The organism is Amycolatopsis melonis, from assembly GCF_040064235.1.
GTDB lineage: Bacteria > Actinomycetota > Actinomycetes > Mycobacteriales > Pseudonocardiaceae > Amycolatopsis > Amycolatopsis melonis.
The window spans coordinates 89,707-113,037 of the sequence record NZ_JBDZYD010000013.1 but is presented as its reverse complement, the minus strand read 5'-3'; the positions used below and the strand labels follow the sequence as shown (position 1 = coordinate 113,037).

Annotated in this window: 18 protein-coding genes and 1 pseudogene; 14 read left to right on the top strand and 5 right to left on the bottom strand. The window is 73.4% G+C overall.

Features of this window, described 5'->3' with window-relative positions:
- Position 1 precedes the first annotated feature (1 nt).
- Entirely contained in the window at positions 2–970 is a 969-nt protein-coding gene (locus tag ABJI51_RS31850) for a helix-turn-helix transcriptional regulator (RefSeq protein ID WP_348954757.1), read from the top strand.
- Positions 963–1,775: a uroporphyrinogen-III synthase gene (locus ABJI51_RS31845; protein WP_348954756.1), complete on the top strand. Its 813-nt coding sequence runs from the start codon at positions 963–965 to the stop codon at positions 1,773–1,775. Before ABJI51_RS31850 ends, ABJI51_RS31845 begins: the two co-directional genes overlap by 8 nt.
- Positions 1,776–1,956: 181 nt before the next feature.
- Here the strand turns inward: ABJI51_RS31845 and ABJI51_RS31840 are convergent, their stop codons facing one another.
- A complete protein-coding gene (locus ABJI51_RS31840; RefSeq protein WP_348954755.1) occupies positions 1,957–2,280 on the bottom strand; it encodes an MGMT family protein in 324 nt (107 codons plus the stop codon).
- Between the two features lie 172 nt (positions 2,281–2,452).
- On the opposite strand from ABJI51_RS31840, the gene ABJI51_RS31835 reads away from it, so the two are divergent.
- Both ABJI51_RS31835 and ABJI51_RS31830 read left to right on the top strand, forming a co-directional pair.
- Complete coding sequence (locus ABJI51_RS31835) at positions 2,453–5,626, top strand: ATP-dependent helicase (RefSeq protein ID WP_348955008.1); 3,174 nt, start codon at positions 2,453–2,455, stop codon at positions 5,624–5,626.
- A 49-nt stretch (positions 5,627–5,675) separates the two neighbouring features.
- The gene (locus ABJI51_RS31830; protein ID WP_348954754.1) at positions 5,676–8,918 is read left to right on the top strand and encodes an ATP-dependent helicase; all 3,243 of its coding nucleotides are present in this window, start codon (positions 5,676–5,678) and stop codon (positions 8,916–8,918) included.
- Between the two features lie 166 nt (positions 8,919–9,084).
- Here the strand turns inward: ABJI51_RS31830 and ABJI51_RS31825 are convergent, their stop codons facing one another.
- Positions 9,085–9,453, bottom strand: coding sequence for a DoxX family protein (locus tag ABJI51_RS31825; RefSeq protein ID WP_348954753.1), 369 nt, complete (start codon positions 9,451–9,453; stop codon positions 9,085–9,087).
- Between the two features lie 91 nt (positions 9,454–9,544).
- On the opposite strand from ABJI51_RS31825, the gene ABJI51_RS31820 reads away from it, so the two are divergent.
- Entirely contained in the window at positions 9,545–10,627 is a 1,083-nt protein-coding gene (locus ABJI51_RS31820) for a potassium channel family protein (protein ID WP_348954752.1), read from the top strand.
- An 89-nt stretch (positions 10,628–10,716) separates the two neighbouring features.
- The gene (locus ABJI51_RS31815; protein ID WP_348955007.1) at positions 10,717–11,136 is read left to right on the top strand and encodes a hypothetical protein; all 420 of its coding nucleotides are present in this window, start codon (positions 10,717–10,719) and stop codon (positions 11,134–11,136) included.
- Here ABJI51_RS31815 and ABJI51_RS31810 read toward each other — a convergent pair.
- Positions 11,129–12,148 (bottom strand): neutral zinc metallopeptidase, encoded by a 1,020-nt coding sequence (locus ABJI51_RS31810; protein WP_348955006.1) that lies wholly within the window; start codon positions 12,146–12,148, stop codon positions 11,129–11,131. The two genes, ABJI51_RS31815 and ABJI51_RS31810, sit on opposite strands and share 8 nt — an antisense overlap.
- Before the next feature lie 253 nt (positions 12,149–12,401).
- On the opposite strand from ABJI51_RS31810, the gene ABJI51_RS31805 reads away from it, so the two are divergent.
- The 6 genes from ABJI51_RS31805 (at position 12,402) to ABJI51_RS31780 (ending at position 18,692) form a co-directional block, all read left to right on the top strand.
- Positions 12,402–13,793, top strand: a complete 1,392-nt coding sequence (locus ABJI51_RS31805; RefSeq protein WP_348954751.1) for a hypothetical protein — start codon at positions 12,402–12,404, stop codon at positions 13,791–13,793.
- Complete coding sequence (locus ABJI51_RS31800; RefSeq protein ID WP_348954750.1) at positions 13,787–14,428, top strand: DUF4129 domain-containing protein; 642 nt, start codon at positions 13,787–13,789, stop codon at positions 14,426–14,428. The genes ABJI51_RS31805 and ABJI51_RS31800 overlap by 7 nt, the downstream gene beginning before the upstream one ends.
- Positions 14,425–15,564: a DUF4350 domain-containing protein gene (locus tag ABJI51_RS31795; protein ID WP_348954749.1), complete on the top strand. Its 1,140-nt coding sequence runs from the start codon at positions 14,425–14,427 to the stop codon at positions 15,562–15,564. The genes ABJI51_RS31800 and ABJI51_RS31795 overlap by 4 nt, the downstream gene beginning before the upstream one ends.
- Positions 15,561–16,526 (top strand): AAA family ATPase, encoded by a 966-nt coding sequence (locus ABJI51_RS31790; RefSeq protein WP_348954748.1) that lies wholly within the window; start codon positions 15,561–15,563, stop codon positions 16,524–16,526. The genes ABJI51_RS31795 and ABJI51_RS31790 overlap by 4 nt, the downstream gene beginning before the upstream one ends.
- 1 nt (position 16,527) lies before the next feature.
- Positions 16,528–17,820 (top strand): DUF58 domain-containing protein, encoded by a 1,293-nt coding sequence (locus ABJI51_RS31785; protein WP_348954747.1) that lies wholly within the window; start codon positions 16,528–16,530, stop codon positions 17,818–17,820.
- Between the two features lie 107 nt (positions 17,821–17,927).
- Positions 17,928–18,692 (top strand): hypothetical protein, encoded by a 765-nt coding sequence (locus ABJI51_RS31780; RefSeq protein ID WP_348954746.1) that lies wholly within the window; start codon positions 17,928–17,930, stop codon positions 18,690–18,692.
- On the opposite strand, the gene ABJI51_RS31775 is transcribed toward ABJI51_RS31780, so the two are convergent.
- Positions 18,684–19,691, bottom strand: a complete 1,008-nt coding sequence (locus ABJI51_RS31775) for a stage II sporulation protein M (protein ID WP_348954745.1) — start codon at positions 19,689–19,691, stop codon at positions 18,684–18,686. The two genes, ABJI51_RS31780 and ABJI51_RS31775, sit on opposite strands and share 9 nt — an antisense overlap.
- 43 nt (positions 19,692–19,734) lie before the next feature.
- Here ABJI51_RS31775 and ABJI51_RS31770 point away from each other — a divergent pair, with 43 nt between their 5' ends.
- Both ABJI51_RS31770 and ABJI51_RS31765 read left to right on the top strand, forming a co-directional pair.
- Positions 19,735–20,709, top strand: a complete 975-nt coding sequence (locus tag ABJI51_RS31770; protein ID WP_348954744.1) for an RDD family protein — start codon at positions 19,735–19,737, stop codon at positions 20,707–20,709.
- Positions 20,710–21,271: 562 nt separating this feature from the next.
- A pseudogene (locus ABJI51_RS31765) lies at positions 21,272–21,781 on the top strand (transposase family protein); the annotation flags it as partial.
- A gap of 81 nt (positions 21,782–21,862) precedes the next feature.
- On the opposite strand, the gene ABJI51_RS31760 reads toward ABJI51_RS31765, so the two are convergent.
- Positions 21,863–22,933 (bottom strand): neutral zinc metallopeptidase, encoded by a 1,071-nt coding sequence (locus ABJI51_RS31760; protein WP_348954743.1) that lies wholly within the window; start codon positions 22,931–22,933, stop codon positions 21,863–21,865.
- Between the last annotated feature and the right edge of the window lie 398 nt (positions 22,934–23,331).

The following is a 23,331-nucleotide window of genomic DNA, read 5'->3' as shown; positions in this document are numbered from 1 at the left end:
GATGCGCGCGAGCCGTCTGCTGTCCGTCCTCCTGCTGCTGCAGAACCGCGGCCGGATGACGGCCGAGGAGCTGGCCGGAGAGCTGGAGGTCTCGGTGCGGACGGTCTACCGGGACATCGACGCGCTGTCGGCGTCCGGTGTGCCGGTCTACGCCGACCGGGGCCGGACCGGCGGCTACCGGCTGGTCGACGGCTACCGCACCCGGCTGACCGGGATGACCGAGGAAGAGGCCCAGTCGCTGTCGCTGGCCGGGCTGCCCGTCGCCGCGGCCGAGCTGGGGCTCGGCACGGTCCTCGCGGCGGCGCAGCTCAAGCTCTACGCCGCGCTGCCCGCCGAGCTGCGCGACCGCGCCGGCCGCGTCGCCGAGCGCTTCTACCTGGACGTCCCGGGCTGGCACCGCGGCATCGAGAGCCTGCCGACGCTGTCGGCGGTCGCCGACGCCGTGTGGTCGTCGCGCCGCATCCGGATCCGCTACGAACGGTGGGGGCAGCGCGTCGTCGAGCGGGAGATCGAGCCGCTCGGGCTGATCCTCAAGGCGGGTAACTGGTACCTCGCCGGCCGCTGCGACGGCACCGACCGCACCTACCGGATTTCGCGGGTGCTGGAGCTGACCGACCTGGGTGAGGTGTTCGAGCGGCCGGCGGGGTTCGACCTCGCGAAGTACTGGCAGGAGTGGTCCGAGCAGTTCGAACGCCGGATGTTCCCGCGCGTGGCCGTGGTGCGGCTGTCGCCCCGGGCGCAGGCTCTCGTACCGTTCTACGCAGGTTCCGTGGGGGCCCGCGCACTGCGAGAGTGTCCCCACGAGCCCGACGCGGACGGCTGGCTCACCGTCGAGCTGCCGGTGGAACCGGGCGAACCGGCCATCGGCGAGCTGCTGCGTTTCGGGCCGCACCTGGAGGTTCTCGCCCCGGCGGACCTGCGTGCGGAACTGGCGGAAGCGATCGAGGAGATGGGCGCGTTCTATGGGTGAGCTGAGCGGGATCGCCATCGGCGTCACGGCCGAACGCCGGGCGGGCGAGTTCATCGCGGCCCTCGAGCGCTCCGGCGCCCAGGTCCGGCACGCGCCGACGATCACGATCGTCCCGCTGGACGCCGACCCGCAGCTGCGCACGGGCACGGAGGCGGTATTGGCGGCGCCGGTGGGCTGCACGGTGGTCACGACGGGCGCGGGCTTCCGCGGCTGGCTCGACGCGGCCGAAGGCTGGGGACTCCGCGAGCGCCTGCTGGACCACCTGGGGGAGTCGCGGATCTTCGCCCGCGGCCCGAAGGCGGTCGGCGCGGTCCGCGGAGCCGGGCTCCGGGAGGCGTTTTCGGCGGAGTCCGAATCGAACGCGGAGCTGTTCGGCGCGGTGGCGGCGGCCGGGGTCGCCGGGGAGCGGGTGGCCGTCCAGCTGCACGGGACGCCGCTGCCGGAGCACACGGCCCTGCTCGTCGAGGCCGGGGCTTCCCTGGTGGAGGTGCAGCCGTACCGCTGGTACACACCGCCGGACGTCCGGCCGGTCCACGACCTGATCGACGCGGCGGTCGCGGGCGAGCTGGACGCGCTGGCCTTCACCAGCGCCCCGGCGGCGGCCAACTTCCTGACGCTGGCGAGGTCGTACAGCCGATACGACGAGCTGCTGGCCGCAATGCAGGGGCCGCTGGTGGTGGCGTGCGTGGGCCCGGTGACGGCGGCGCCGCTCGAGGAGGCCGGGGTGAAGACGCTGCAGCCGGAGCGCCAGCGGCTGGGGGCGCTGGTCAAGCTGCTGGTCACCACCCTGTCGGCGCGGCAGTAGCGCCCCAAGGCGGCCTTGGGTGCGCTGGACGCACCGAGGGCCACCTTGGGGCGCTTGGGGTGCGCCGAGGGCCGCCTTTGGGGCGCTTGGGGTGCGGCGAGGGCCGCTTTGGGGCGCTCGGGCAGCTCGGAAGCCTGCCGCGAAACCACGATCACCCGGCCGGAACCCGCGGGACCCTCCCTCAAAACAGCCCTGGCGGACCCGTGTCCTCCTCTCCGTCCGGCTTCCACCGGTACTTCCGCAGGTCGACGCGCTGGCCGTCGGCCAGGACGCCCTCCGCGCGCAGTCGCTCGAGCTGGTCGTGCACCAGGTGGGGTGCCGGGGTTCCGTTCGCGCGCAGGATCCGGTGCCACGGGAGGTCGTGCCCGTCCTCGGCCAGGATGGCGCCGACCATCCGTGGCGAGGGCGCCCCGGCGAGCGCCGCGATGTCGCCGTACGTCGCGACCGTGCCTGCCGGCACGGACTCGATGATCTCCCGCACCCGCTCGTGCAGAACGTCGTCCATACCGACACTGTGCCGCACACCACCGACACTTTTCGTGCCCGCCCGGCGCACGCAGCGGCACCTTCACCGAACGCACCCGCGCTAAGCCGTGCCGGTGCGACACCCGGGGGACCCGGCGTGGTTCCATCGCGGGGTGAACGCGAGGCGAACGGCCCAGGCGGACGCGCGGCTGGTGCGCCCGCCGGTCACCGGCACACCCACGTTCACCTGGGACGAAGGCGCGCGGCGGGTGCTCTCCGCGCCCGGCGGATTCCTCCGGGTGCTCGGCGGGCCCGGCACCGGCAAGACCGCCCTGCTCGCCTCGGCCGCCACCCGCCGCATCGCCGAGGGCGCGGATCCCGAGAGCGTGCTCGTGCTCACCACCTCCCGCAGGTCCGCCGACGCGCTGCGGGCCGACATCACCCGCCGCCTCACCGGCGACCCCGGACAGGCACGGGCGCTGCCGCGGACGGTCCGCGAACCGCTCGTGCGCACCGTGCACTCCTACGCCTATTCGCTGCTGCGGCTGGAGGCGATGGCCGAAGAACTGCCGCCGCCGCGGCTGCTGGCCGGTGCCGAGCAGGACGTCGTCGTCCGCGAGCTGCTGGCCGGTGACCTCGACGAAGGCGCCGAGTACTGGCCGGAGCAGCTGCGGCCCGCCCTGATGGTCCCCGGGTTCGCCGAAGAGCTGCGCGACCTGCTGATGCGGGCGGCCGAGCGCGGGCTCGGGCCGGAGGACCTCGCCGAGCTGGGCCGCCGCCGCGGCCGGGAGGAGTGGGTGGCCGCCGGCCGGTTCTGGGCGCAGTACGAAGAGGTCACGCAGCTGCAGGGCGCGGGCGGCAACGCGCTCGGCGTCGCGAGCGCGCCCGCGCTGGACGCCGCCGAGCTGGTCACCTCCGCGCTGCTCGCCCTCGAGGACGACGACGAGCTGCGCGAACGCGAACGCACCCGCGTCCGGCACCTGTTCGTCGACGACGCCCACCACCTCGACCCGCTGCAGACCAGCCTGGTCCGGACGATCGGGCACACCGCGGCCGAGTTCGTCGTCGCAGGCGATCCCGACCAGAACGTGTACTCCTTCCGTGGCGCCGACGCGAGCCTGTTCGCCGACGCCGACCCGGACGGCAGCCGGACCGTCACGCTCACGACGTCGCACCGGCTGTCCCCGGCCGTGCGCCTGGCCGTGGCGAAGATCGGCGCGACGCTGCCGGGCGCGTCGCCGCACCGCAGGATCGTCCCGCCGAAGGGCGCCACCGGCGGCACCGTCCGCGTCCGCGTGATGCCGACGCCCGCGGCCGAGGCGAGCTGGATCGCCGACCAGCTGCGCCGCGCCCACCTCGTCGACGGCGTGCCGTGGTCGGAGATCGCGGTCCTCGTCCGGTCGCCCGCCCGGACTTTCCTGGTGCTGCAACGTGCTTTGCGGGCCGCCGGGGTCCCGATCGGCTCGGCCACCGAGGAACTGCCGCTGGCCAAGCAGCCCGCGGTGCGGCCGCTGCTGGCCGTGCTCAAGCTCGCGCCGTCGCCGGAACTGCTCGACGTCGACCTCGCCGAAATGCTGCTGTCGTCCGCGCTCGGCGGCGCGGACCCGCTGGCGCTGCGCCGGCTGCGCCGCGGGCTGCGGCGGCTCGAACTGGCCGGCGGCGGGCAGCGGTCGAGCGACGAACTGCTCGTGGAAGCGTTGCGCGGCGGGGACGTTCTCGCCGGGCTCGCCGACGCCGAGGCCGAGCCGGTGCGGCGCGTCGGCGCGCTCTTGCGCGTCACGCACCAGGCCGTGGCCCGCGGCGACGGCGTCGAGCAGGTGCTGTGGCAGCTGTGGCGGGAAAGCGGCCTGGAAGAGAAGCTGCTCAAGCAGGTCGAGCGCGGTGGATCGCTGGGCGCGCAGGCCGACCGGGACCTCGACGCCGTCGTCGCGCTGTTCGACGCGGCGGGCCGGTACGTCGACCGGCTGCCGCGGGCCAGCGTTGCTTCGTTCGCGGATTACCTTGGTGCGCAACGGATCGCGGGTGACACGCTGGCGCCGGCGGCCGTCCCGTCCGAGGGCGTCTCACTGCTCACGGCGCACGCTGCCGCGGGTCGCGAATGGACAGTCGTCGCCGTCGCCGGGGTCCAGGAGGGCGCGTGGCCGGACCTGCGGCTGCGCGGGTCCGTGCTGGGTGTCGAGCGGCTCAAGGACCTGATGGCCGGGGTCGACGACGACGCCGTCTCCCAGACCGCGCCGATCCTCGCCGAGGAGCGGCGGCTGTTCTACCTCGCGATGAGCCGGGCGAAGCGGACGCTGCTGGTCACGGCGGTGTCGGGCGAGGACGAGCAGCCGTCGCGGTTCCTCGACGACCTGGAGGAGAACGGCGCCGACGACGGCGGCCTCGACTCGCGGATGAAGCCGCCTGGCCGGTCGCTGGTGCTCGCCGAGCTGGTGGGGGAGCTGCGCGAGGTCGTCTGCGACGACAAGGCCGACCCCGTCCGCCGCCGCCGGGCGGCGAAGCAGCTCGCGCGCCTGGCCGAGGCGAAGGTGCCCGGCGCGCACCCCTCGACGTGGTACGGCCTGCTGCCGGCGTCCACCGACGAGCCGGTGCACCCGCCGGGCGACCTCATCCGGATCTCACCGTCCACAGTGGAAATCCTGACGAAGTGCCCGCTGCGCTGGATGATCGAGCGCCACGGCGGCAGCGACCCGGCGCAGCTCGCGGCGGTGACCGGGACGCTGGTGCACGGGCTGGCGCAGGCGGTCGCGTCCGGCCGGACGCCCGCCGAGCTGCAGGCCGCGCTGGACGAGGCCTGGGTCCGCGTCGACGCGGGCGCGCCGTGGTTCTCGCGGCGCGAGCGGCGGCGGGTCGAGCAGATGCTGCAGAACTTCGTCACGTGGCTGGAACGCAGCCGTGCGGAACTGAAGGAAGCGGGCGTCGAGCAGGACATCGAGGTCGAGCTGCCCGCGGGCGGCGCGGACGAGGTCCGCGTGCTGCTGCGCGGGCGGGTCGACCGCGTCGAGCTGGACGCCGACGGGCGCCCGGTGGTCGTGGACATCAAGACGGGCAAGGTCCCGGTGTCCTCGGCGGACGCCGAGGCGCACCCGCAGCTGGCGGCCTACCAGCTGGCGGTGCTGCTGGGCGCGATCAAGGGCACCAACGAGCCCGGCGGCGCGCGGCTGGTGTACGTCGCGAAGGCGAACAACAAGACCGGCGCGACCGAACGGTCCCAGCCGCCGCTGGACGAGGTCGGCGGCAAGCAGTGGCTGGACCTGGTGAAGGACGCGGCGGCGTCGGCGGCCGGGCCGGACTACCAGGCCCAGGAGAACCCGGACTGCGACCGCTGCCCGGCCCGCGGCTGCTGCCCGCTGCGGCCTGAGGGCAGGCAGGTGCCGGGCCCGTGACCGCACTGACCCCGGCACTTTCACGTGAAAGTGCGTGCGAGGGGGGCGCATGAGCCCGCTCGTTATCGCCAATCCCGTTGAGCCCGCGGAACTCGCCGATGCCCTCGGGCTGCACCGTCCGACGCCGGAGCAGGCCACCGTCATCGCCGCGCCCGTCGAGCCTTCGCTCGTCGTCGCCGGGGCCGGGGCGGGCAAGACCGAGACCATGGCCGCGCGCGTGGTCTGGCTGGTCGCCAACGGGATCGTCAGCCCCGACCGCGTCCTCGGCCTCACCTTCACCCGCAAGGCCGCGCGCCAGCTCGGCGAGCGCGTCCGCGCGCGGCTGCGGCGGCTGGCCGGATCCGGGCTGCTCGACCGGCTCGACCCGACCGGCGGTCTACGGTCCACTGTGGTCGCCGGCGAACCGACGGTCCTCACCTACCACGCCTACGCCGGCCGCCTGCTGTCCGAACACGGCCTGCGGCTGCCCGTGCAGCCCGGCGTCCGGCTGCTGTCGGAGACGTCGTCGTGGCAGATCGCCCACCGCGTAGTGTCCACTTGGGACAACGAACTCGACACCGACCGCGTCCCGCCGACGGTGACCGCGGATCTCCTTGCCCTAGCCGGAGAACTGGGCGAGCACCTCGTCTCGACCGAACAGCTAGCCGAGTACACGACGTGGCTGTGCCGCGTCATCGAAAACGCCCCGCGCGCCAAGGGACAACGTGCCGCGCTGCCGCAGAAACTCACCGAAATCATGGCCGCGCAGCACTTCCGGCTCGCGCTGCTGCCGCTCGTCGAGGAGTACCACCGGCGCAAGCGCAACGAGGGCGCGCTCGACTTCGCCGACCAGATGTCGCTGGCCGCCCAGCTCGCCAGCGGGTATCCGTCGGTCGTGCGCGGTGAGCGGGAACGCTTCGGCGCGGTGCTGCTCGACGAGTACCAGGACACCGGGCACGCCCAGCGCGTGCTGCTGCGGGCGCTGTTCGGCGGCGTCGAAAACCCGCCGATGCCGGTCACCGCCGTCGGCGACCCGGCGCAGGCCATCTACGGCTGGCGTGGCGCCAGCGCGGCCAACCTGCCGCGGTTCACCACGGACTTCCCGCGCTTCGACGGCGAACGCCGGGTGCCCGCGCACGAATTCGGGCTGCTGACCAGTTTCCGCAACCCGCCGGAGATCCTCGACCTGGCGAACGCCATCGCCGAGCTGCTGCGCGCCCGCGGTCTCGGCGTCGAACGGCTGCGGGCCCGCGAAGGTGCCGGGCCCGCGGACGTCGCGTGCGCGCTGCTGCCGGACATCCGCGCCGAACGCGAGTGGGTGGCCGACGCGCTCGCCCGCCGCTGGCACGCGGCCAGGGAGGAGACCGGCAAGCCGCCGACCGCGGCGGTGCTCGTGCGCCGCCGCGCCGACATGGCCCCGATCGCCGCCGAGCTGCGGGCACGCGGCCTGCCGGTCGAGGTCGTCGGGCTCGGCGGGCTGCTCGACGAGCCGGAGGTCGCCGACCTCGTCGCGACGCTGAAGGTGCTCGCCGATCCGCTGTCCGGCAGCGCCGCGGCCCGGCTGCTGACCGGCGCGCGCTGGCGGCTGGCCGCCGCCGACGTCGCCGCGCTGTGGCGGCGTGCCGGTGAGCTGTCCACTCCGGACAAGTCCGCTTCGGACAGTCCGGAACTGGTCGCCGAACGGGTCGAGCAGGCCGGGCTGATCGACGCGATCGACGAACCCGGTTCGCCGGAGCGCTATTCCGAAGAGGGGTACAAGCGCATCCGGCGGATCGGCTGGGAGCTGGCCGCGCTGCGCCGCCGTCTCGACCAGTCGCTGCCGGAACTGGTCGCCGACGTCGAGCGGACGATGCTCCTGGACGTGGAATCCCTGGCGCGTCCAGGATCCGCGGGACGGGCGCACCTGGACGCGTTCGCCGAAGTCGTCACCGACTACGCCGAGACGGCGCCGACCGCGACCCTGTTGTCCTTTGTGGACTACCTGAACACCGCCGCGCACGCCGAAGACGGGCTGACGCCGGGCGAGGTCGAGGTCGTCCCGGACCGGGTCCAGGTGCTCACCGTGCACTCGGCGAAGGGGCTGGAATGGGAGGTCGTCGCCGTCCCGCACCTGGTGCACGAGGTGTTCCCCGGACGGCGGCGGTCGTCGTCGTGGCTGCGGACCGCGACGTCGCTGCCCGCCGCGCTGCGCGGCGACGCGGAAGACCTGCCGACGCTGGAGATCGCCGAGGGGTACGACCGCAAGGAAGTCCAAGAAGGACTGGAACTGCACGAAGCCGGGTTCGTCGAGCGGGAACAGGCGGAGGAGCGGCGGCTGTGCTACGTCGCCCTGACACGGTCCGAGCACGCGCTGATCGTGTCCGGGCACTGGTGGAACGAAAGCAGCAGCCGGGCCAAGGGGCCGTCGGAGTTCCTGACGGAGATCGCCGACGTCATGCGGGAAACCGGCGTCGGGCAGATCGACGGCTGGGCGCCGGAGCCTGCCGTCGACGACGAGAACCCGCTGGTGTCGGACTCGCGGACGTCCCGGTGGCCGGTGGACCCGCTGGCCGACCGCCGCACCGGCGTGCAGACCGGGGTCGAGCTGGTGTCCGAAGCCTTGGCCGCGTCCGAACCGTCCGAAGAGGACGAAGACGATCCCGACGGCTGGATCACCGACACCGACGTCCTGCTGGAGGAGTGGGCACGCAAGGACGACCACGTCAAGCGCGTCCCGCTGCCGTCGCGGCTGACGGTGAGCCAGCTGGTCGCGCTGGCCGACGACAGCGCCCGGCTGGCGAGCGACCTGCGCCGTCCGCTTCCGGTGGAGCCCAACAGCTTCGCCCGCCGCGGCACGGAGTTCCACGGCTGGCTGGAACGCCGGTTCGCGGGCGACCAGCTGATCGAGATCGACGACCTCCCGGGCGCGGCCGACTTCGGCGAAGCTCCTGACGCGGACTTCGAGGAACTGCGGGCGGAGTTCGAGAAGAGCGAGTGGGCCACGCGCGTCCCGGAGGCGGTGGAGGTCTCGTTCACCGCCGACGTCGAGGGCATCACCCTGCGCGGCCGCATGGACGCGGTGTTCCGCAACCCGGACGGCACCTGGGAAGTGGTGGACTGGAAGACGGGGGCGGTCCCGCCGGAGTCCCGCATCCCGGCACTGTCGGTCCAGCTGGCGGCGTACCGGATGGCGTGGGCGGCACTGAAGAACGTCCCGGTGGACCAGGTCCGCGCGGCCTTCCACTACGTCCGCGCGAACCGCACGATCCGCCCGGCCGACCTCTTGGCCCCGGAAGACCTCCTCGGCCTCCTCCGCAACATCCCCGAGGCGTGACCTCCGGGGCATCACTCGTGATTGGCGGGGCATCAGCCGTGATTGGCGGGGCATCGGCGTGATGCCCGCTCAATCACGCGTGATGCCTGCTCAATCACGCGTGATGCCCCTTAGCACACGAGTGATGCCGCTTTGATCACGCGAGTTGACCCTCTGATCACGCGGGTTAGGCGTTGTCGCGGACCTTCAGGGCCCACGTGATCAGGGGCCACTGCAGGGGCAGGCGGGCGAAGGCGATGGCACGGCGGGGTGCCGGGGCGTGGCGGGCGTCCAGCGCCATCTTGACGTTGCCCGGGAAGACGCCCAGGAACAGCAGGGCTGCGGCCAGGCCGCCCAGCCGGCGGGTGCGCGGGGCCGCCACCGCGGCCGCGACCGCCAGTTCCGCGACGCCCGAGCCGTACGTCCACGCCCGGCGGGAACCCGGCAGCGACGCGGGGATCAGGCCGTCGAACGGCTTGGGGACCGCGAAGTGCAGGACGCCCATCGTGCCCAGCACGCCGGCCAGGACGTGCGCGGGCCGTTGCGAGGTTGCCATGAACTCATCGTTTCACGCGGCGGGCCGGTGTCCGGTTCGGCTATCCTCCGGGCGTGAGTGACGCTCGACACCTGCCGCTGGGAGCAGGTGCATGAAGGCCCTGAAGCGGTTGCCGCTGGGCAGTCTCACCGATCGGCCGGACCACGAGCTCGTCGGCGTCCTGCGGATGCCCGAGCTCACGGTCAGCCCGCTGCGCTCGATCGTCAAGCGGATCATCGGCGCGATGCTCGCGCTGCTGGCCACGGTGGTCATCGTCTACGTCGACCGCGACGGCTACCGCGACGCGAACGGCGACGGCCTGTCCCTGCTCGACAGCCTGTACTACGCCACGGTTTCGCTGTCGACGACCGGCTACGGCGACATCGCGCCCGCCACGTCGTCGGCGCGGCTGGTGAACGTGCTGGTGATCACCCCGCTGCGGGTGCTCTTCCTCATCGTCCTGGTCGGCACCACCCTGGAAGTGCTCACCGAGCGCTCCCGCCAGGCGTTCAAGATCCAGAAGTGGAGGACGAAGGTGCGCGACCACACGGTCGTCGTCGGGTTCGGCACCAAGGGCCGGTCCGCGGTCAACGCGCTGCTCGGTGACGAAAACGCCGAACCGGGCCAGATCGTCGTCGTCGACACCGACCAGCAGGCCCTCGACCAGGCGAGCGCGCTCGGCCTGGTCGCCGTGCACGGTTCGGCCACCCGCGCCGACGTCCTGCGCGTCGCCGCGGTGCAGCACGCGCGGGCGGTCGTGGTCGCCCCCAACCGCGACGACACGGCGGTGCTCGTCACGCTCACCGCCCGCGAGCTGGCACCCAAGGCGCACATCGTCGCCTCGGTGCGGGAGGCGGAGAACGTCCACCTGCTCAAGCAGTCGGGCGCCAACCAGGTCGTGGTGTCCAGCGAGACGGCCGGGCGGCTGCTCGGCATGGCGACGTCGACGCCGCTGGTCGTGGACATCATGGAGGACCTGCTGACCCCCGAATCCGGGCTGGCGATCGCCGAGCGGCCGGTTGAACCGTCGGAGGAGGGCGGGTCGCCGCGGCACCTGCCGGACATCGTGCTCGGCGTGGTCCGCGACGGTGTCCTGTACCGCGTGGACGCCCCGCAGGCCGACGCCATCGAGCCCGGCGACAAGCTGCTGTACGTCAAGAAGGTGACCCCGGCGGAGAAGATCGAGCAGCGCTAGGCCTGCAGCCAGGCTGCCTGGGTTTTGCCCGCGGGATCTGGAACCATGGCGAGGTGCCCCCGCGATCCCTCGCCCTGAAGTGGCCCACGGTGGCGATCCCCGCCGCGGCGGGCGTGCTCGTCGTGCTGCTCGCCTGGCTGGCCGGGCCGGGGCTGCTGGGCATCACCAGCGGCGACCGCGGGGCCCCGGTGCAGGCCCAGGTCACCAGGCCGGCGTCGTGCGAGAAGCCGGACGCCGTCGAAACCGTGCGGTTCACCGTCGCCGGGAAGGTCCGCGAGGGCACGCTCAACGGCTGCGGGCACGGCCAGGACGAACGCATCGACGTCGACGTGCCGGACGTGCTGCCGGACCAGGGCCCGGTCGCCGTGCACGCCGCCGACACCTCGCCCGGCGCGTCGGACGCCCGGCGGCCGCTCGGGCTCGCGCTGCTCGTGTTCGCCTGCTTCTCCGGCGGGATGTACGTCTACCTCGTGCTGCGGACGCAGCCGCGGCCGAAACCCGCTAGCTGACCTCGGCCGCCGGCGCCGCGAACGTGTTGCAGTCGGCGATCCGGTTGCTCGTCGCGCCCGCCCGCCACCAGGCCGCGTAGTGCGCGTTCGTGCCGTGGTCGTGGCTGCGGGAGGTGTTGTCGCCGCGGGTTTCCTGGTCGTTCCAGGCCTTGTTGTACATGTCGCGGGTGATCGTGCCGCCCTGGTCGACGTGCGCGCCGAGGAACATCCCCGAGAAGCACTGGGCCTGCAGTTCCTTGCGCCGCGACATCTCCAGCCCCGCCGGGCTGTTCTGGCCCGCCTCGTAGATCTTCTGCCAGGCCGCGTCCATCAGCCCGGCGACCTCCTGCACGTGGTGGCCGTACTCGTGGGCGAACAGGGCGAGGTAGACGCCGGGGTTGTTGCCGTACTGGTCGGTCTGCAGGCCGCGGAACGGGACGTACAGGTTGTTTTCGCAGTAGTACGCGGCGGTCGCGATGCCGACCTGGATGGTGCCGCACTCGGTCTCGAAGCTCGCGCCGGTCGGGAAGTGCAGGGCAGGCGGCGTGAACGGCAGGTGGTAGGCCTCCAGGAACGGGCCCCACGCCGCGTCGAGGCACTTGCTCGCCGCGGTGAAGAACGCCTCCGCGCCCTCCTGCGTGCTCTGCCACGCGGGCAGCGTGCAGACGCGGTTCTGCAGACCGGCGTTCGGGTCCTGCAGGATCGGGTGGTCGGCCAGCTTGAGGATCTTCTGCGGGCCGGTCTCGGTGGGGGTCGGGAAGTCCGCCGACGGGCTGGGCAGCACGGAAGCCGGCGCACCGGCACCGCCGGGCAGCTGCGAAGGGACGTCTGCGGACGTCGGCACGTCGCGGAAGTTCGCGTTGGCCAGCGGGGTTTCGCCGCGGTTGAGCGCGACGATCGCGACCAGGCCCAGCACCAGCACGGCCACCGCGCCGAGGCACACGCCGATCACCGCCGCCGGCGACCGGCGCTTCGGGGCGGACACGGTGTGCGGGCGGCCGAGCCACGGGAGATCCGGCTGCGCATCCGGCACCGGCGGCGGCTGGACGGTTCCGCGGGGCGGCGGTACCTGGCCGGGGGGCGGTTGCGTCACTGGGCAGTCCCGAAAGGTCTCGGTACGGACCGGGGGTACCCGATCCCGCCGTTCAGCATATCGGGGGAACGGGCCGTCCCGCACCCGTCCGTGCGCGCGGCGTCACGACGCGCGGACGTCACCCCAGGTCTGGCCGGGTGCGGCGGGCTCTGAGAGAGTGTCGTCAAGCAGGTACTGCAGGCGAGGGGCTTCGATGACAGACACCGGTGGCACGCCCGGCGGAGAGGGCGACGGCACGCCGACACCGAGCCAGGGGATTCCCTCGGCTTCCATCCCTGGATCAGGTGAACCGAAGCCGCCGCAGGATCACGCGGCGTCACCGGCGACGCCGCCTCCCGGGTGGCAGGCGCCGGACTCCCCGGGGGCGGGGGATTCTGCGGGGTCGCAGGGTGCGCAGGCCGCTCCGGGCACGCCGGGCTCGCAGGATGCCCCGGCTGCTCCGGGTGCGCAGGCCCCTTCAGGCACGCCGGGCACGCAGGATGCCGCGGCCGCTCCAGGCTCGCACAGCGACTCGGGCTCCCAGCCCGCTCCGCCGTCCTACGGCTCGCAGCCCCCGCCGTCGTACGGCTCCCAGGTCGCCCCGCCGCCCAGCTGGCAGGCGCCCGGCCCGACCGCGCCGTCGTGGCAGCCGCCGGGCACCTACGGCGCCCCTCAGTACGGCCAGCCCGACCCGCGCTGGAACCCGCAGGGCTTCGGCAAGCCCGGCGTGATCGCGCTGCGGCCGCTCAACATCGGCGACATCCTGGACGGCGCGATCACCGCCATCCGGCGTCACCCGCTGCTCATCCTCGGCATCGGCGCGGTGCTGGCGGTGATCACCGCCGGTCTCGACTTCCTCGTCCAGAAGCTCCTCTTCAGCGACCTGCAGGAGCTGGCCACCGCCACCAACCTCGGCCCCGGCGCGACCGACGAGGAGATCAGCAACGCCCTGTTCGGCCTGCTCGGGACGGCCCTCCTCGCGACGCTGCCGACGGCCCTGCTCACGACCTTGCTGGCCGCGGTGGCGAACGGCCTGCTGGCCGCCGTCATGGGACGGGCCGTGCTCGGCCGTGAAGTGACGTTCTCGATCGCCTGGGCCGAGGTCTGGCCGCGGATGCTGCCGCTGCTGGGCGTCGGGCTCGCGTACTCGGTCCTCACCACCATCGGCGCGATGCTGTGCCTGATCCCCGGCGTCGTCGTCTACGTCTTCTGGGCGCTGGCCAGCCCGGCGCTCGTGCTGGAGCGCGGCACCTTCAAGCAGGCGTTCTCGCGCTCGGTCAAGCTGGTCAGCGGCTCGTTCTGGCGGGTGCTCGGCATCCTGCTGCTGGCCTGGCTGATCGGCTACCTCTTCAGCATGATCATCAACCTGCCGTTCAACGTCGGCACCGGCATGTTCCGGCAGCTGTTCAACCCGGCGCAGGTGGCCCTGCCGACCACCGGCGACCTGCTGCTGCAGTCGGCCGGGCAGATCATCGCCGGCACCATCGCGATGCCGTTCGTCGCGCTGGTCACCGTGATCGTCTACCTCGACCAGCGGATGCGCCGCGAGGGCATGGACATCGAGCTGGCGCGCGCGGCAGGCGTGCAGCCGCCGCAGGCATGGTGACGCTGGTGCTCTCGGACGTCCCGGTCGGCATCGACCGGGACGACGCGCGGCGCGCGGCCGCACAGGAGCTGGCGGACCCGAAGTACCGGGACGCGCAGCCGGGCCCGCTGCAGGAACTCAAGCAGTGGCTCGGCGAGCAGGTCGCCCGGCTGATCAAGGGCCTGTCGACCGTCGTCCCCGGCGGCCCGTTCGGCTTGCTGCTGGCCCTGGTGCTGCTGATCGTGCTCGTCGTCGTCATCCGGCTGCGCACGGGCAAGGTCGCCCGGACCGCCCGCGCCGGCGGCGAGGTCTTCAGCGAGAAGCGGCGCAGCGCCGACGACTACCGCCGCTCGGCCGCCGAAGCCGCCGCCGCGGGCCGGTACGACGACGCCGTCCGCGACCGCTTCCGCGCCGTCGTGCGGGCGCTGGAGGAACGCGCCCTGCTCGACGCGCGGTCCGGCCGGACCGCGGACGAGGCCGCCGCCGAAGCGGGCGTGCTGCTGCCGAACGTCGCGGCCGAGCTGCGCCACGGCGCGCGGCTCTTCGACGACGTCCACTACGGCGGCCGCGAAGGCACCGAAACGGCGTACCACGCGCTGACCGAGCTGGACGAGCGCTGCCGCCGGGAACGGCCGGTCGCCTTGGCGGACGCGTGAGCACCTCCGTTTCGCCGGACCTGCGCCGGATCTGGCGTGGCGTCCGCGCCCCGCTCGCCATCGTCGTCCTCATCTTCGCCGCCGGGGCGCTGCTGCTGCTCGACCGCGGCGACCAGACCTACGGCGTGCTCGAACCCGGCTCCTACGAACCCGGCGGCGCGCACGCGCTGGTCAAGCTCCTGCAGGACCAGGGCGTCGACGTCCGGACGGCGCACACGGCGGCCGAAGCGGGCGACGCGCTCGGCAAGGACGCGACCCTGCTGGTCACCGAGCCGGACCTGGTCCCGCGCGAGCGGCTCGACGCACTGCGCGAACGCGCCGCCGACGTCGTACTGGTGACGCCCGGCCCGGCGACGCTGGAGGAATCGCTGCCGCTGGTGAGCGCCGTCGGCGAGAGCGAAGTCGGGACGCTGGGGCCGCGGTGCACGGTGGCCGCGGCGGTCGCGGCAGGCGACGTCACGCTGGGCGGGATCGGCTATTCGTCGCCGGGCGCGCGCTCCTGTTACCCCGGCGAGGACGGCGGCGGCACGCTGCTGCAGCTCGCCGGCCCCGGCGGCACGACGACGCTGCTCGGCGCGGCCGCGCCGCTGACCAACGGGCGGCTCGCCGACGAGGGCAACGCGGCACTCGGCCTGCACCTGCTCGGGGCGCACCCGAAGCTCGTCTGGTACCTGCCGTCCACCACGGACCCGGCGCTGGACGGCGGCCGCAAGTCGATCTTCACGCTGATCCCGGACGGCTGGTACTACGGGGCCGCGCAGGCGCTGATCGCCGTCGCGCTGCTGGCGTTGTGGCGGGCGCGGCGGCTGGGCCCGGTGGTGACCGAGCCGCTGCCGATCGTGGTCCGCGCGGCGGAAACCGCCGAGGGTCGCGCGCGGCTGTACCGGCGGGCGAAGGCGGCCGGGCACGCGGGCGAGACACTGCGGGAAGCGGCGCGGACGCGGCTGCGGACCACGCTGGGCCTGCCGCGCGACGCCGACGCGCAGGCGCTGGTGGCCGCGGTGAGCGCGCGGACCGGACGGCAGGGCAACGACGTCGGTGCGGTCCTTTTCGGACCGCCGGTGCCGGACGACCCCGCGCTGGTCCGGCTGGCCGGCGAACTGGACAGGGTGGAACGAGAGGTGGGGCGAACTTGACCAGCGAGAACGCGACGGGGGCCCGGGACGCGCTGATCGCGTTGCGCGGCGAGGTCGCCAAGGCCGTCGTCGGCAACGACGCCGCGGTCACCGGGCTGATCCTGGCGTTGCTCTGCCGGGGGCACGTGCTGCTCGAAGGCGTCCCCGGCGTGGCGAAGACGCTGCTGGTGCGGGCGCTGGCCGCGGCGCTGGACCTGGAGACCACGCGCGTGCAGTTCACGCCGGACCTGATGCCCGGCGACGTCACCGGCTCGATCGTCTACGACGCGCACAGCGGCGAGTTCTCCTTCCGCGAGGGGCCGGTGTTCACGAACCTGCTGCTCGCCGACGAGATCAACCGGACGCCGCCGAAGACGCAGTCGTCGCTGCTGGAGGCGATGGAGGAACGGCAGGTCTCGCTCGACGGCAAGTCGCGGCCGCTGCCGGACCCGTTCATCGTGATCGCCACGCAGAACCCGGTGGAGTACGAGGGCACCTACCCGCTGCCGGAGGCGCAGCTGGACCGGTTCCTGCTCAAGCTGACCATGCCGGCCCCCTCGCGCGAGGACGAGATCGGCATCCTCTGGCGCCACGCACAGGGCTTCGACCCGCGCAACCTCGCGGCGGCGGGCCTGCGCGCGGTCGCCGGCGCGGCCGAACTCGCGGCCGCGCGGGACGCGGTCGCGAAGGTGACCGTCGGGCCCGAGGTGATCGGGTACGTCGTCGACCTGTGCCGGGCGACGCGGCAGCTGCCTTCGGTGCGCATCGGTGTCTCGCCGCGTGGCGCGACGGCCCTGCTCGCGGTGGCGCGGGCCTGGGCCTGGCTCGCCGGACGCGACTACGCGACGCCCGACGACGTCAAGGCGCTGGCGCGGCCCGCGCTGCGGCACCGCCTGGACGTGCGGCCCGAGGCCGAGCTGGAGGGTGTCACCGCGGACGGCGTGCTGGACCGGGTGCTCGCGTCCGTGCCCGTGCCGCGCTGACATGGCCGTCACCGGAAGGCTCGGGCTGCTCGCGCTGTTCGGCGCGCTGGTGGTCGGGCTGCTGCTGCCGTCGGACACCGGCCTGCTCGCGGTCGGCGGGGTGCTGCTGGTGCTGGTCGCCGCCGACCTCCTGCTCGCGGGCAGCGTCCGGGCACTGCGGTTTTCGCGCTCCGGCGACACGTCGGTGCGGCTGGGCGAGCCGTGCGAGGTGACGCTGGTCGTGGCGAACCCGGGCCGCCGTCCGGTGCGCGGGCAGCTGCGCGACGCGTGGCCGCCGAGCGCCGGCGCCGCCGACCGGCACGCGCTGCGCCTCCCGGCGGGGGAGCGGCGGGCGCTGGTGACCGCACTGCGTCCCACGCGGCGCGGTGACCGGGCCGCGGCGCGGGTGACCGTCCGCTCGGTCGGACCGCTGGGCCTGGCCGCGCGGCAGGGCTCGCACGTGGTGCCGTGGACGGTGCGCGTGCTGCCGCCGTTCCACAGCCGCAAGCACCTGCCGTCGCGGCTGGCGCGGCTGCAGCAGCTCGACGGCCGCAACGCGGTGCTGATCCGCGGGCAGGGCACGGAGTTCGACTCGCTGCGCGAGTACGTGATCGGCGACGACGTCCGCTCGATCGACTGGCGCGCGACGGCAAGGGCGGCGGACGTGATGGTCCGGACCTGGCGCCCGGAACGCGACCGGCACGTGGTGCTGGTGCTGGACACCGGCCGCGTCTCGGCGGGCCGGGTGGGCGACGCCCCGCGTCTCGACGCGGCGATGGATGCGGCGCTGCTGCTGGCGGCACTGGCGTCCCGCGCGGGCGATCGCGTCGACCTGCTGGCCTACGACCGGCGGCTGCGCGCGGCGGTGCAGGGCTCCACGGGCCCGGCGTTGCTGACGTCGCTGGTCAACGCGATGGCGCCGCTGGAGCCGTCGCTGGTGGAGACCGACGCGCGCGGGATGGTCGCCGAAGTGCTCCAGCGGACGCGGCGCCGGGCACTGGTGGTGCTGCTGACCGGCCTGGACGCGGCGCCGCTGGAGGAGGGCCTGTTCCCGGTGCTGGGCACGCTGACGGCCCGGCACGAGCTGGTGATCGCCTCGGTGGCGGACCCGCGGGTGGCGGAGATGCTGTCCGGCCGCGGCGACGCGGAAGCGGTCTACGACGCGGCCGCGGCGTCCCGCACGGTGGCGGAGCGCCTCCGCGTGACCGAACGCCTGGCCCGGCACGGCGTGGGCGTGGTGGACGCGACCCCGGAGGAACTCCCGCCGGCCCTCGCGGACCGCTACCTGGCCCTGAAGGCCGCAGGCCGCCTGTAGGTGGTCTGCCGCGGCTTGTCGTGAGTGGTATTTAGGGTTAGAACCCGAATTACCACTCACGAGTGGCTGCGGTGGTGAGCGTCCGTTCGGCCTGTTAATCCCGAAGCATGCGGATGCTTCTGGCGGTGGTCCTGGCGGTGGGTTCGGTGAGCCCGGCGGCGGACGGCACACCCGTCTACCTGGCCGACGGCGGTGGCAAGCTGTCCCTCGCCGCCGTGGACGGGAAGCCCGTGCTGGCCGACGCCGGTGACCCGAACGCGAAGTGGACCTACGACAAGGCGTCCCAGCACTACGTGAGTGTCCCGGGTGGACAGTGCCTCACCGCCGTCAGCCCGGTCGACGGCGTCGCCGTGAAGCTCGCCGCCTGCGACGACAAGGACAAGCACCAGGCCTGGCGGCGGGTGGCCGGGCTGCCCGGGCTGGTCGAGATCGCCAACGTCGCCACCGCGCGCTGCCTCACCGCGGAAGCCGCCGTCGCGGGCGCGCGGCTCTACCAGGAAGTCTGCTCGCTGACCGGGATCGCGAACACGTGGGCGGCGGGCGGGCGCACCCTCGCGATCCTGTCGGGCAACGGCCAGCGGCTCGCGTCGAAGGACCCCGGCGCGCCGTTCGTCGTCCGCGTGATCGGCGAGAACGGCCAGCCCGCGCCCGACGTCCCGGTGACCTTCTTCGTCCGCGCGGCGCGGCCCAAGAACGCCCTGGTCTTCGAGGGCGGCAGCGAGACGGCGACGGCCAAGACCGGCGCGGACGGTTCCGCGTCGAGCCCGAAGCTGACGCTCACCGAACCGGGCGAGTTCGAGGCCCGGTTCGTCGGGACGGCGGGGCTCGACGACGGTTCGTCGATCGCCTTCGAAGGCTCGTGCCTATGCTGACTCGGGGAGCACGTCGCCGGCGTCGCGCGCCTCGATGTCGCCGACCTCGCCCTCGCGGGCCGCGCGACGGCCGAGCGTGAAGACGTAGACCAGGAACGCCACTTCGGCCAGCATGCCGATGCCCACGCGCAGCCACGTCGGCCAGCCCGACGGCGTCACGAACGCCTCGATGATCCCGGTGACGAACAGCACGCACGCCAGCCCGAGCGCCATGATCACCACCGACCGGCCCTGCTCGGCCAGCGCCACGGTCCGGGAGCGGCGGCCGGGGTCGATCACCGTCCAGCCGAGCCGCAGGCCGGTGCCCGCCGCGACGAACACCGCCGTCAGCTCCAGCAGGCCGTGCGGCAGGAGCAGGCCGATCATCACGTCGCCGCGGCCCGCCGCGCTCATCGCGCCGATGATCACCCCCGCGTTGAGGGCGTTCATCCACAGCATGCCGATCACCGGCAGGCCCAGCGCGACACCGAGGAACAGGCAGGTCGCCGCCACCCACGCGTTGTTCGTCCACACGTGCGCCGCGAACGACGACGCCGGGCCGGTCGAGTAGTAGCTCTCGGCCTCGCCGCCGGGCCGGGTCAGCTCGTTGAGCCCCTCCGGCGTGTCGATCGCCGCGCGGACCTGCGGGTCGCCCGCCACCCAGACGGCGATCAGCGTGATCACCGCGATCGACGCCAGCGCGGCCGGGATCCACCAGCGCCGCGACAGGTACACCGCGGCGGGGAACCGGCGCGTGAAGAACAGCGCGACCTCGCGCCACGCGGGGTTGTGCGACCCGGAGATCGCCGACCGCGCCCGCGCGACCAGTCCCGACAGCCGGGCGACCAGCGCCGGGTCGGGCGCGACCGACCGCACGATCGACAGGTGCGTCGCGGTGCGCTGGTAGAGCGTCACCAGCTCGTCGGCCTCGGCGCCGGTCAGCTTGCCGCCGCGACCGGTCAGCTCGCCGAGCCGGTGCCACTCCGCCGCGTGCGCCGCGACGAAGACGTCCACATCCACCAACCCAGCCTATCCGGCCGCCGCCGTCGCTAGGCTGGGCTTCGTGCACGAGGAATCCGAGCTGGTCACCGGCGAAGCCGTCGTACTGGACCTGCGCGTGGCCAAGCTCGCCAGCCGCGCGCTGGCGATGGTGCTGGACGTGCTCGTGCAGTTCGCGCTGCTGGCGGTGGCGCTGATGCTGGTCGGGATCGCGTCGTCGGTCCTCGACGAGGGGCTCCTGGTCGCCGTCGGGCTGGTGTTCCTCGTGCTGATCCTGGTCGGCTACCCGGTGCTGTTCGAGACGCTCTCGCGCGGCCGGTCGCTGGGCAAGATGGCGCTGGGCCTGCGCGTGGTGCGCGTCGACGGCGGCCCGATCCGCTTCCGGCACGCGCTGGTCCGCGGGCTCGCCGGGGTCGTCGTCGACTTCTGGCTGCTCGGGCTGTTCGGCGCGGTGGCGGTGATCGTGTCGCTGTGCTCGTCCGACGGCCGCCGCGTCGGCGACTTCCTGGCCGGAACGCTGGTGATCCGCGAGCGCACCCCGGAGGGCGGCGGTTACCCGGCGCTGGGCATGCCGCCGGGCCTGGAGGGCTGGGCTGCCCAGCTGGACCTGACGCGCCTGCCGGACGACCTCGCGCTGGCCAGCCGCCAGTTCCTGGCGCGGTTCAGCCAGCTGAGCCCGGAGGCGTCCCACGCACTCGGCTGGGGGCTCGCGCAGCAGGTGGGCAACGCGCTGGGCACGCCGGTCCCGCCGGGCGTGCCGCCATGGGCGTTCCTGGCGGCGGTGCTGGCGGAGCGCCGCAACCGCGATCACGCGCGGGCGTTCCCGGGGATGACGGCGGTGCAGGTGGAGAACCAGGAACGCGCGCGGAAGTTCGAGGCGTACGCGGCCCGGATGAAGGCGGAGCGGACCGAGGCCCGGCCGTCCTCGCCGGTCCCGTCCCCGTCCCTTGAACCGGAGCCGCCGACGCCGCCGTCCGGGACTCCGGCTGTGCCGCCCGGCACCCCGGCGCCGCCGAACCCGTTCACCCCGCCGAGCTGAGCGGGTCCCGAACGCCCCAATGGGCATTTTTCATCCTGACTGTGCTGGTCAGGGGGGCTTGACGGTGGCGGTTGTGGTTGTGCGGTAACAGGGTCGCTGGTTTGTCTGCCGGTGGCAGGGAGCACGGCGGAGCCCCCGGATGTTGATCAAGTCGTGACTCAAGATAAAACGTCCGGGGGCTCCGCTCCCACTGTCTCACAGCCCGCCGCCATGATCACCTACCGCAGTGCGGTGCCGGTGTCGGTCGCCACCATCACCTGGCTGACCAGCCTGATCACCGCGCACCGGACCCGGATCGGGTCCCGCTGGCGCAAGGTCACCCCCGGACAGCAGGCGATCCTGGTACTGGCGATGCTGCGCAAGGACGAACGCCTGCTGGACCTGGCCGGCCCGAACGGGATCTCCGCCTCCACCCTGCGCCGCTACCTGCTGGAAGTGATCGGGCTGCTCGCCGGCCGGGCCCACAGGCTCAACCGCGTGCTGCGCCGCCACGCCGCCCGCGGGCAGGTCGTTGTGCTGGTGGACGGCACCCTGATCCGCACCCGCCGCCGCACCGGCAAGCACAACCGGGGCCCACTACAACGGCAAACACAAACACCACGGCCTGGTCGTGCTCGCCCTGACCGACGAACACGGCCGGCTGCTCTGGATCTCCCCGGCCCTGCCGGGCCGCACCGCCGACATCACCGCCGCCCGCCGGCTACGGATTCGCCAGCACCTGCACACCCACGGCCTGACCCCGGCCGCAGACAAAGGGTTCCACGGCTGGCACAAAGACGTCCGCACCACCCGCGACTGCACCATCTGCGGCGGAGCGTGTGAACAGGTCGTGCTCACCCCCTACAAAGCCGAGGCCAACCGGCCCCTCACCGACGCCCAGCAGACCGCGAACACAGTGTTCAGCGCCCTGCGCTGCGCGGTTGAGGGCGGCTTCGCCGCCCTCAAAACCTGGCGCATCCTCAACACACTCCGCCTCCACCCCCGCCACGCCACCACCCTGATCCGCGCCCTGCTCGTGCTCACCCAACACGAACAACACGCCCGCGACACCGCCCAACCAAGCCCGGCCTGACCACTACCACACCCCGTCAACCCCACCCCACCAGCACAAACCAAGATGAAAAATGCCCATTGGGGCGCTGGGGGGCTGGCGCTAGGAGACGTCCGCCGAGGCGGAGAGCCAGGTGTTGCACTGCTGGTTGCGGTTCGTCGTCGCGCCGTGCTGCCACCAGGCGATGTTGTGCTGGGCGGTGCCGTGGTCGCGTTTGCCGTTGCGGGCGTAGTCGTCGCCGCGGTCCTGGGCGTTCCAGGCTTCGTTGTAGATGTTCTTGTCGACCGAGCCGCCGGAGACCGACGCCGAGCCGAGGAACATGCCGGAGAAGCACTGCGCTTCCAGTTCCATCCGCCGCGACAGTTCCAGGCCTGCCGCCGAGTCGGCGCCCGCGTCGTAGCGCTGGTTGCCGTAGGCCTCGGAGATGCCGGACAGGTTCTGCACGTGGTGGCCGTACTCGTGGGCCAGGATCGACAGGTACGGGCCGGGATGGTTGCCCCACACGTCCAGTTCGATGCGGTCCATCGGCATGTAGATCGTGTTGTTGGTCGGGCAGTAGAACGGCGTGACGCCGGTGGTCGTGCCACCGCTGCCGCACGGGGTCGACGATTCCGACAGCGACCGCGGCACCGCCAGCTTCGGCGTCTCGAACGGCAGGTCGACGGCGCCGAGCATGCGTGACCACATGGCGTCGAGGCAGCCGATGCCGGACCGGAAGAACCGTTCGACGCTCGCCTGGTCGCTCGCCCACCGGCTCAGCGAGCAGGGAATGTTCTCCAAGCCGTAGTTCGGCCGGGCGAAGAGCGGGTTGTTCCCGGTGGCGGCGACCGAGCGCGGCCCGGACGGGGTCTGCGACGCCGGGGTTTCGCGCTCGGTGGTGCGAGCCGGGCGGGTGGTGGTGGGTTCTTCCGTCGAGGACGTGGTTTCGGTGGTGCTCGTGGTGGTTTCGGTGGCGTAGGTGCTGGTGGGATAGGTGCTGGAGTAACCGGCGTCGGCGACGTGCCGCGAGCTGCCCCCGATGAGCGCAACGGCGGCGACGAGCCCACCGGTGAGGGCGACGATCGCGAAGATGGCCACGGCGACGATCACGCCGGTGTTGGACTTCTTGGCGACATAGGGGGAGAAGCGAGGACCGAAAGGGGCGCCGGGCGGCGGCCCGGCGTAGTTCGGCACGAAGACGGGCGGAGCGGCGGCGGGCGGCGGCAGCGGGGCCCCGGCCGGAGGCGGGGCGGGGTAGCCGAAGGGCGGGGTGCCTACGGCGGGCGCCTGCGGAAACGGCGGACGGCCCGGTGCGCCGAAGGGAGCCTGGGGCGGACGGCCGGGGCCTTGCGGATGGCCTGGTGCGCCCGGTGGTGGTTGCGTGGGCGTGCCGGTGGGGCCGTGCGGCGGCGTGCCTGCTGGTCGTTGTGCGGGCGCGCCGCTGGGGCCTTGCGGGCTTGATGGTCCGTTGCCTGGGGCGGGGTTATGTGGCGGCGCGCTCGGCGGTGGTGGCGCGGGCGTGCCGGTCGGGCTTTGCGGCGGCTGGCCCGGCGTGCCTGCCGGTCGTTGCACGGGCGCACCACCAGGCCCTC

Excerpts from the sequence above, each read along its gene's own strand:
- ABJI51_RS31805 (WP_348954751.1), top strand. The coding sequence starts at position 12,402 with ATGACAGACACCGGTGGCACGCCCGGCGGAGAGGGCGACGGCACGCCG.
- ABJI51_RS31830 (WP_348954754.1), top strand. The coding sequence starts at position 5,676 with ATGAGCCCGCTCGTTATCGCCAATCCCGTTGAGCCCGCGGAACTCGCC.
- ABJI51_RS31825 (WP_348954753.1), bottom strand. The coding sequence starts at position 9,453 with ATGGCAACCTCGCAACGGCCCGCGCACGTCCTGGCCGGCGTGCTGGGC.
- ABJI51_RS31800 (WP_348954750.1), top strand. The coding sequence starts at position 13,787 with ATGGTGACGCTGGTGCTCTCGGACGTCCCGGTCGGCATCGACCGGGAC.
- ABJI51_RS31845 (WP_348954756.1), top strand. The coding sequence starts at position 963 with ATGGGTGAGCTGAGCGGGATCGCCATCGGCGTCACGGCCGAACGCCGG.
- ABJI51_RS31850 (WP_348954757.1), top strand. The coding sequence starts at position 2 with ATGCGCGCGAGCCGTCTGCTGTCCGTCCTCCTGCTGCTGCAGAACCGC.
- ABJI51_RS31780 (WP_348954746.1), top strand. The coding sequence starts at position 17,928 with ATGCGGATGCTTCTGGCGGTGGTCCTGGCGGTGGGTTCGGTGAGCCCG.
- ABJI51_RS31785 (WP_348954747.1), top strand. The coding sequence starts at position 16,528 with ATGGCCGTCACCGGAAGGCTCGGGCTGCTCGCGCTGTTCGGCGCGCTG.
- ABJI51_RS31820 (WP_348954752.1), top strand. The coding sequence starts at position 9,545 with ATGAAGGCCCTGAAGCGGTTGCCGCTGGGCAGTCTCACCGATCGGCCG.
- ABJI51_RS31840 (WP_348954755.1), bottom strand. The coding sequence starts at position 2,280 with ATGGACGACGTTCTGCACGAGCGGGTGCGGGAGATCATCGAGTCCGTG.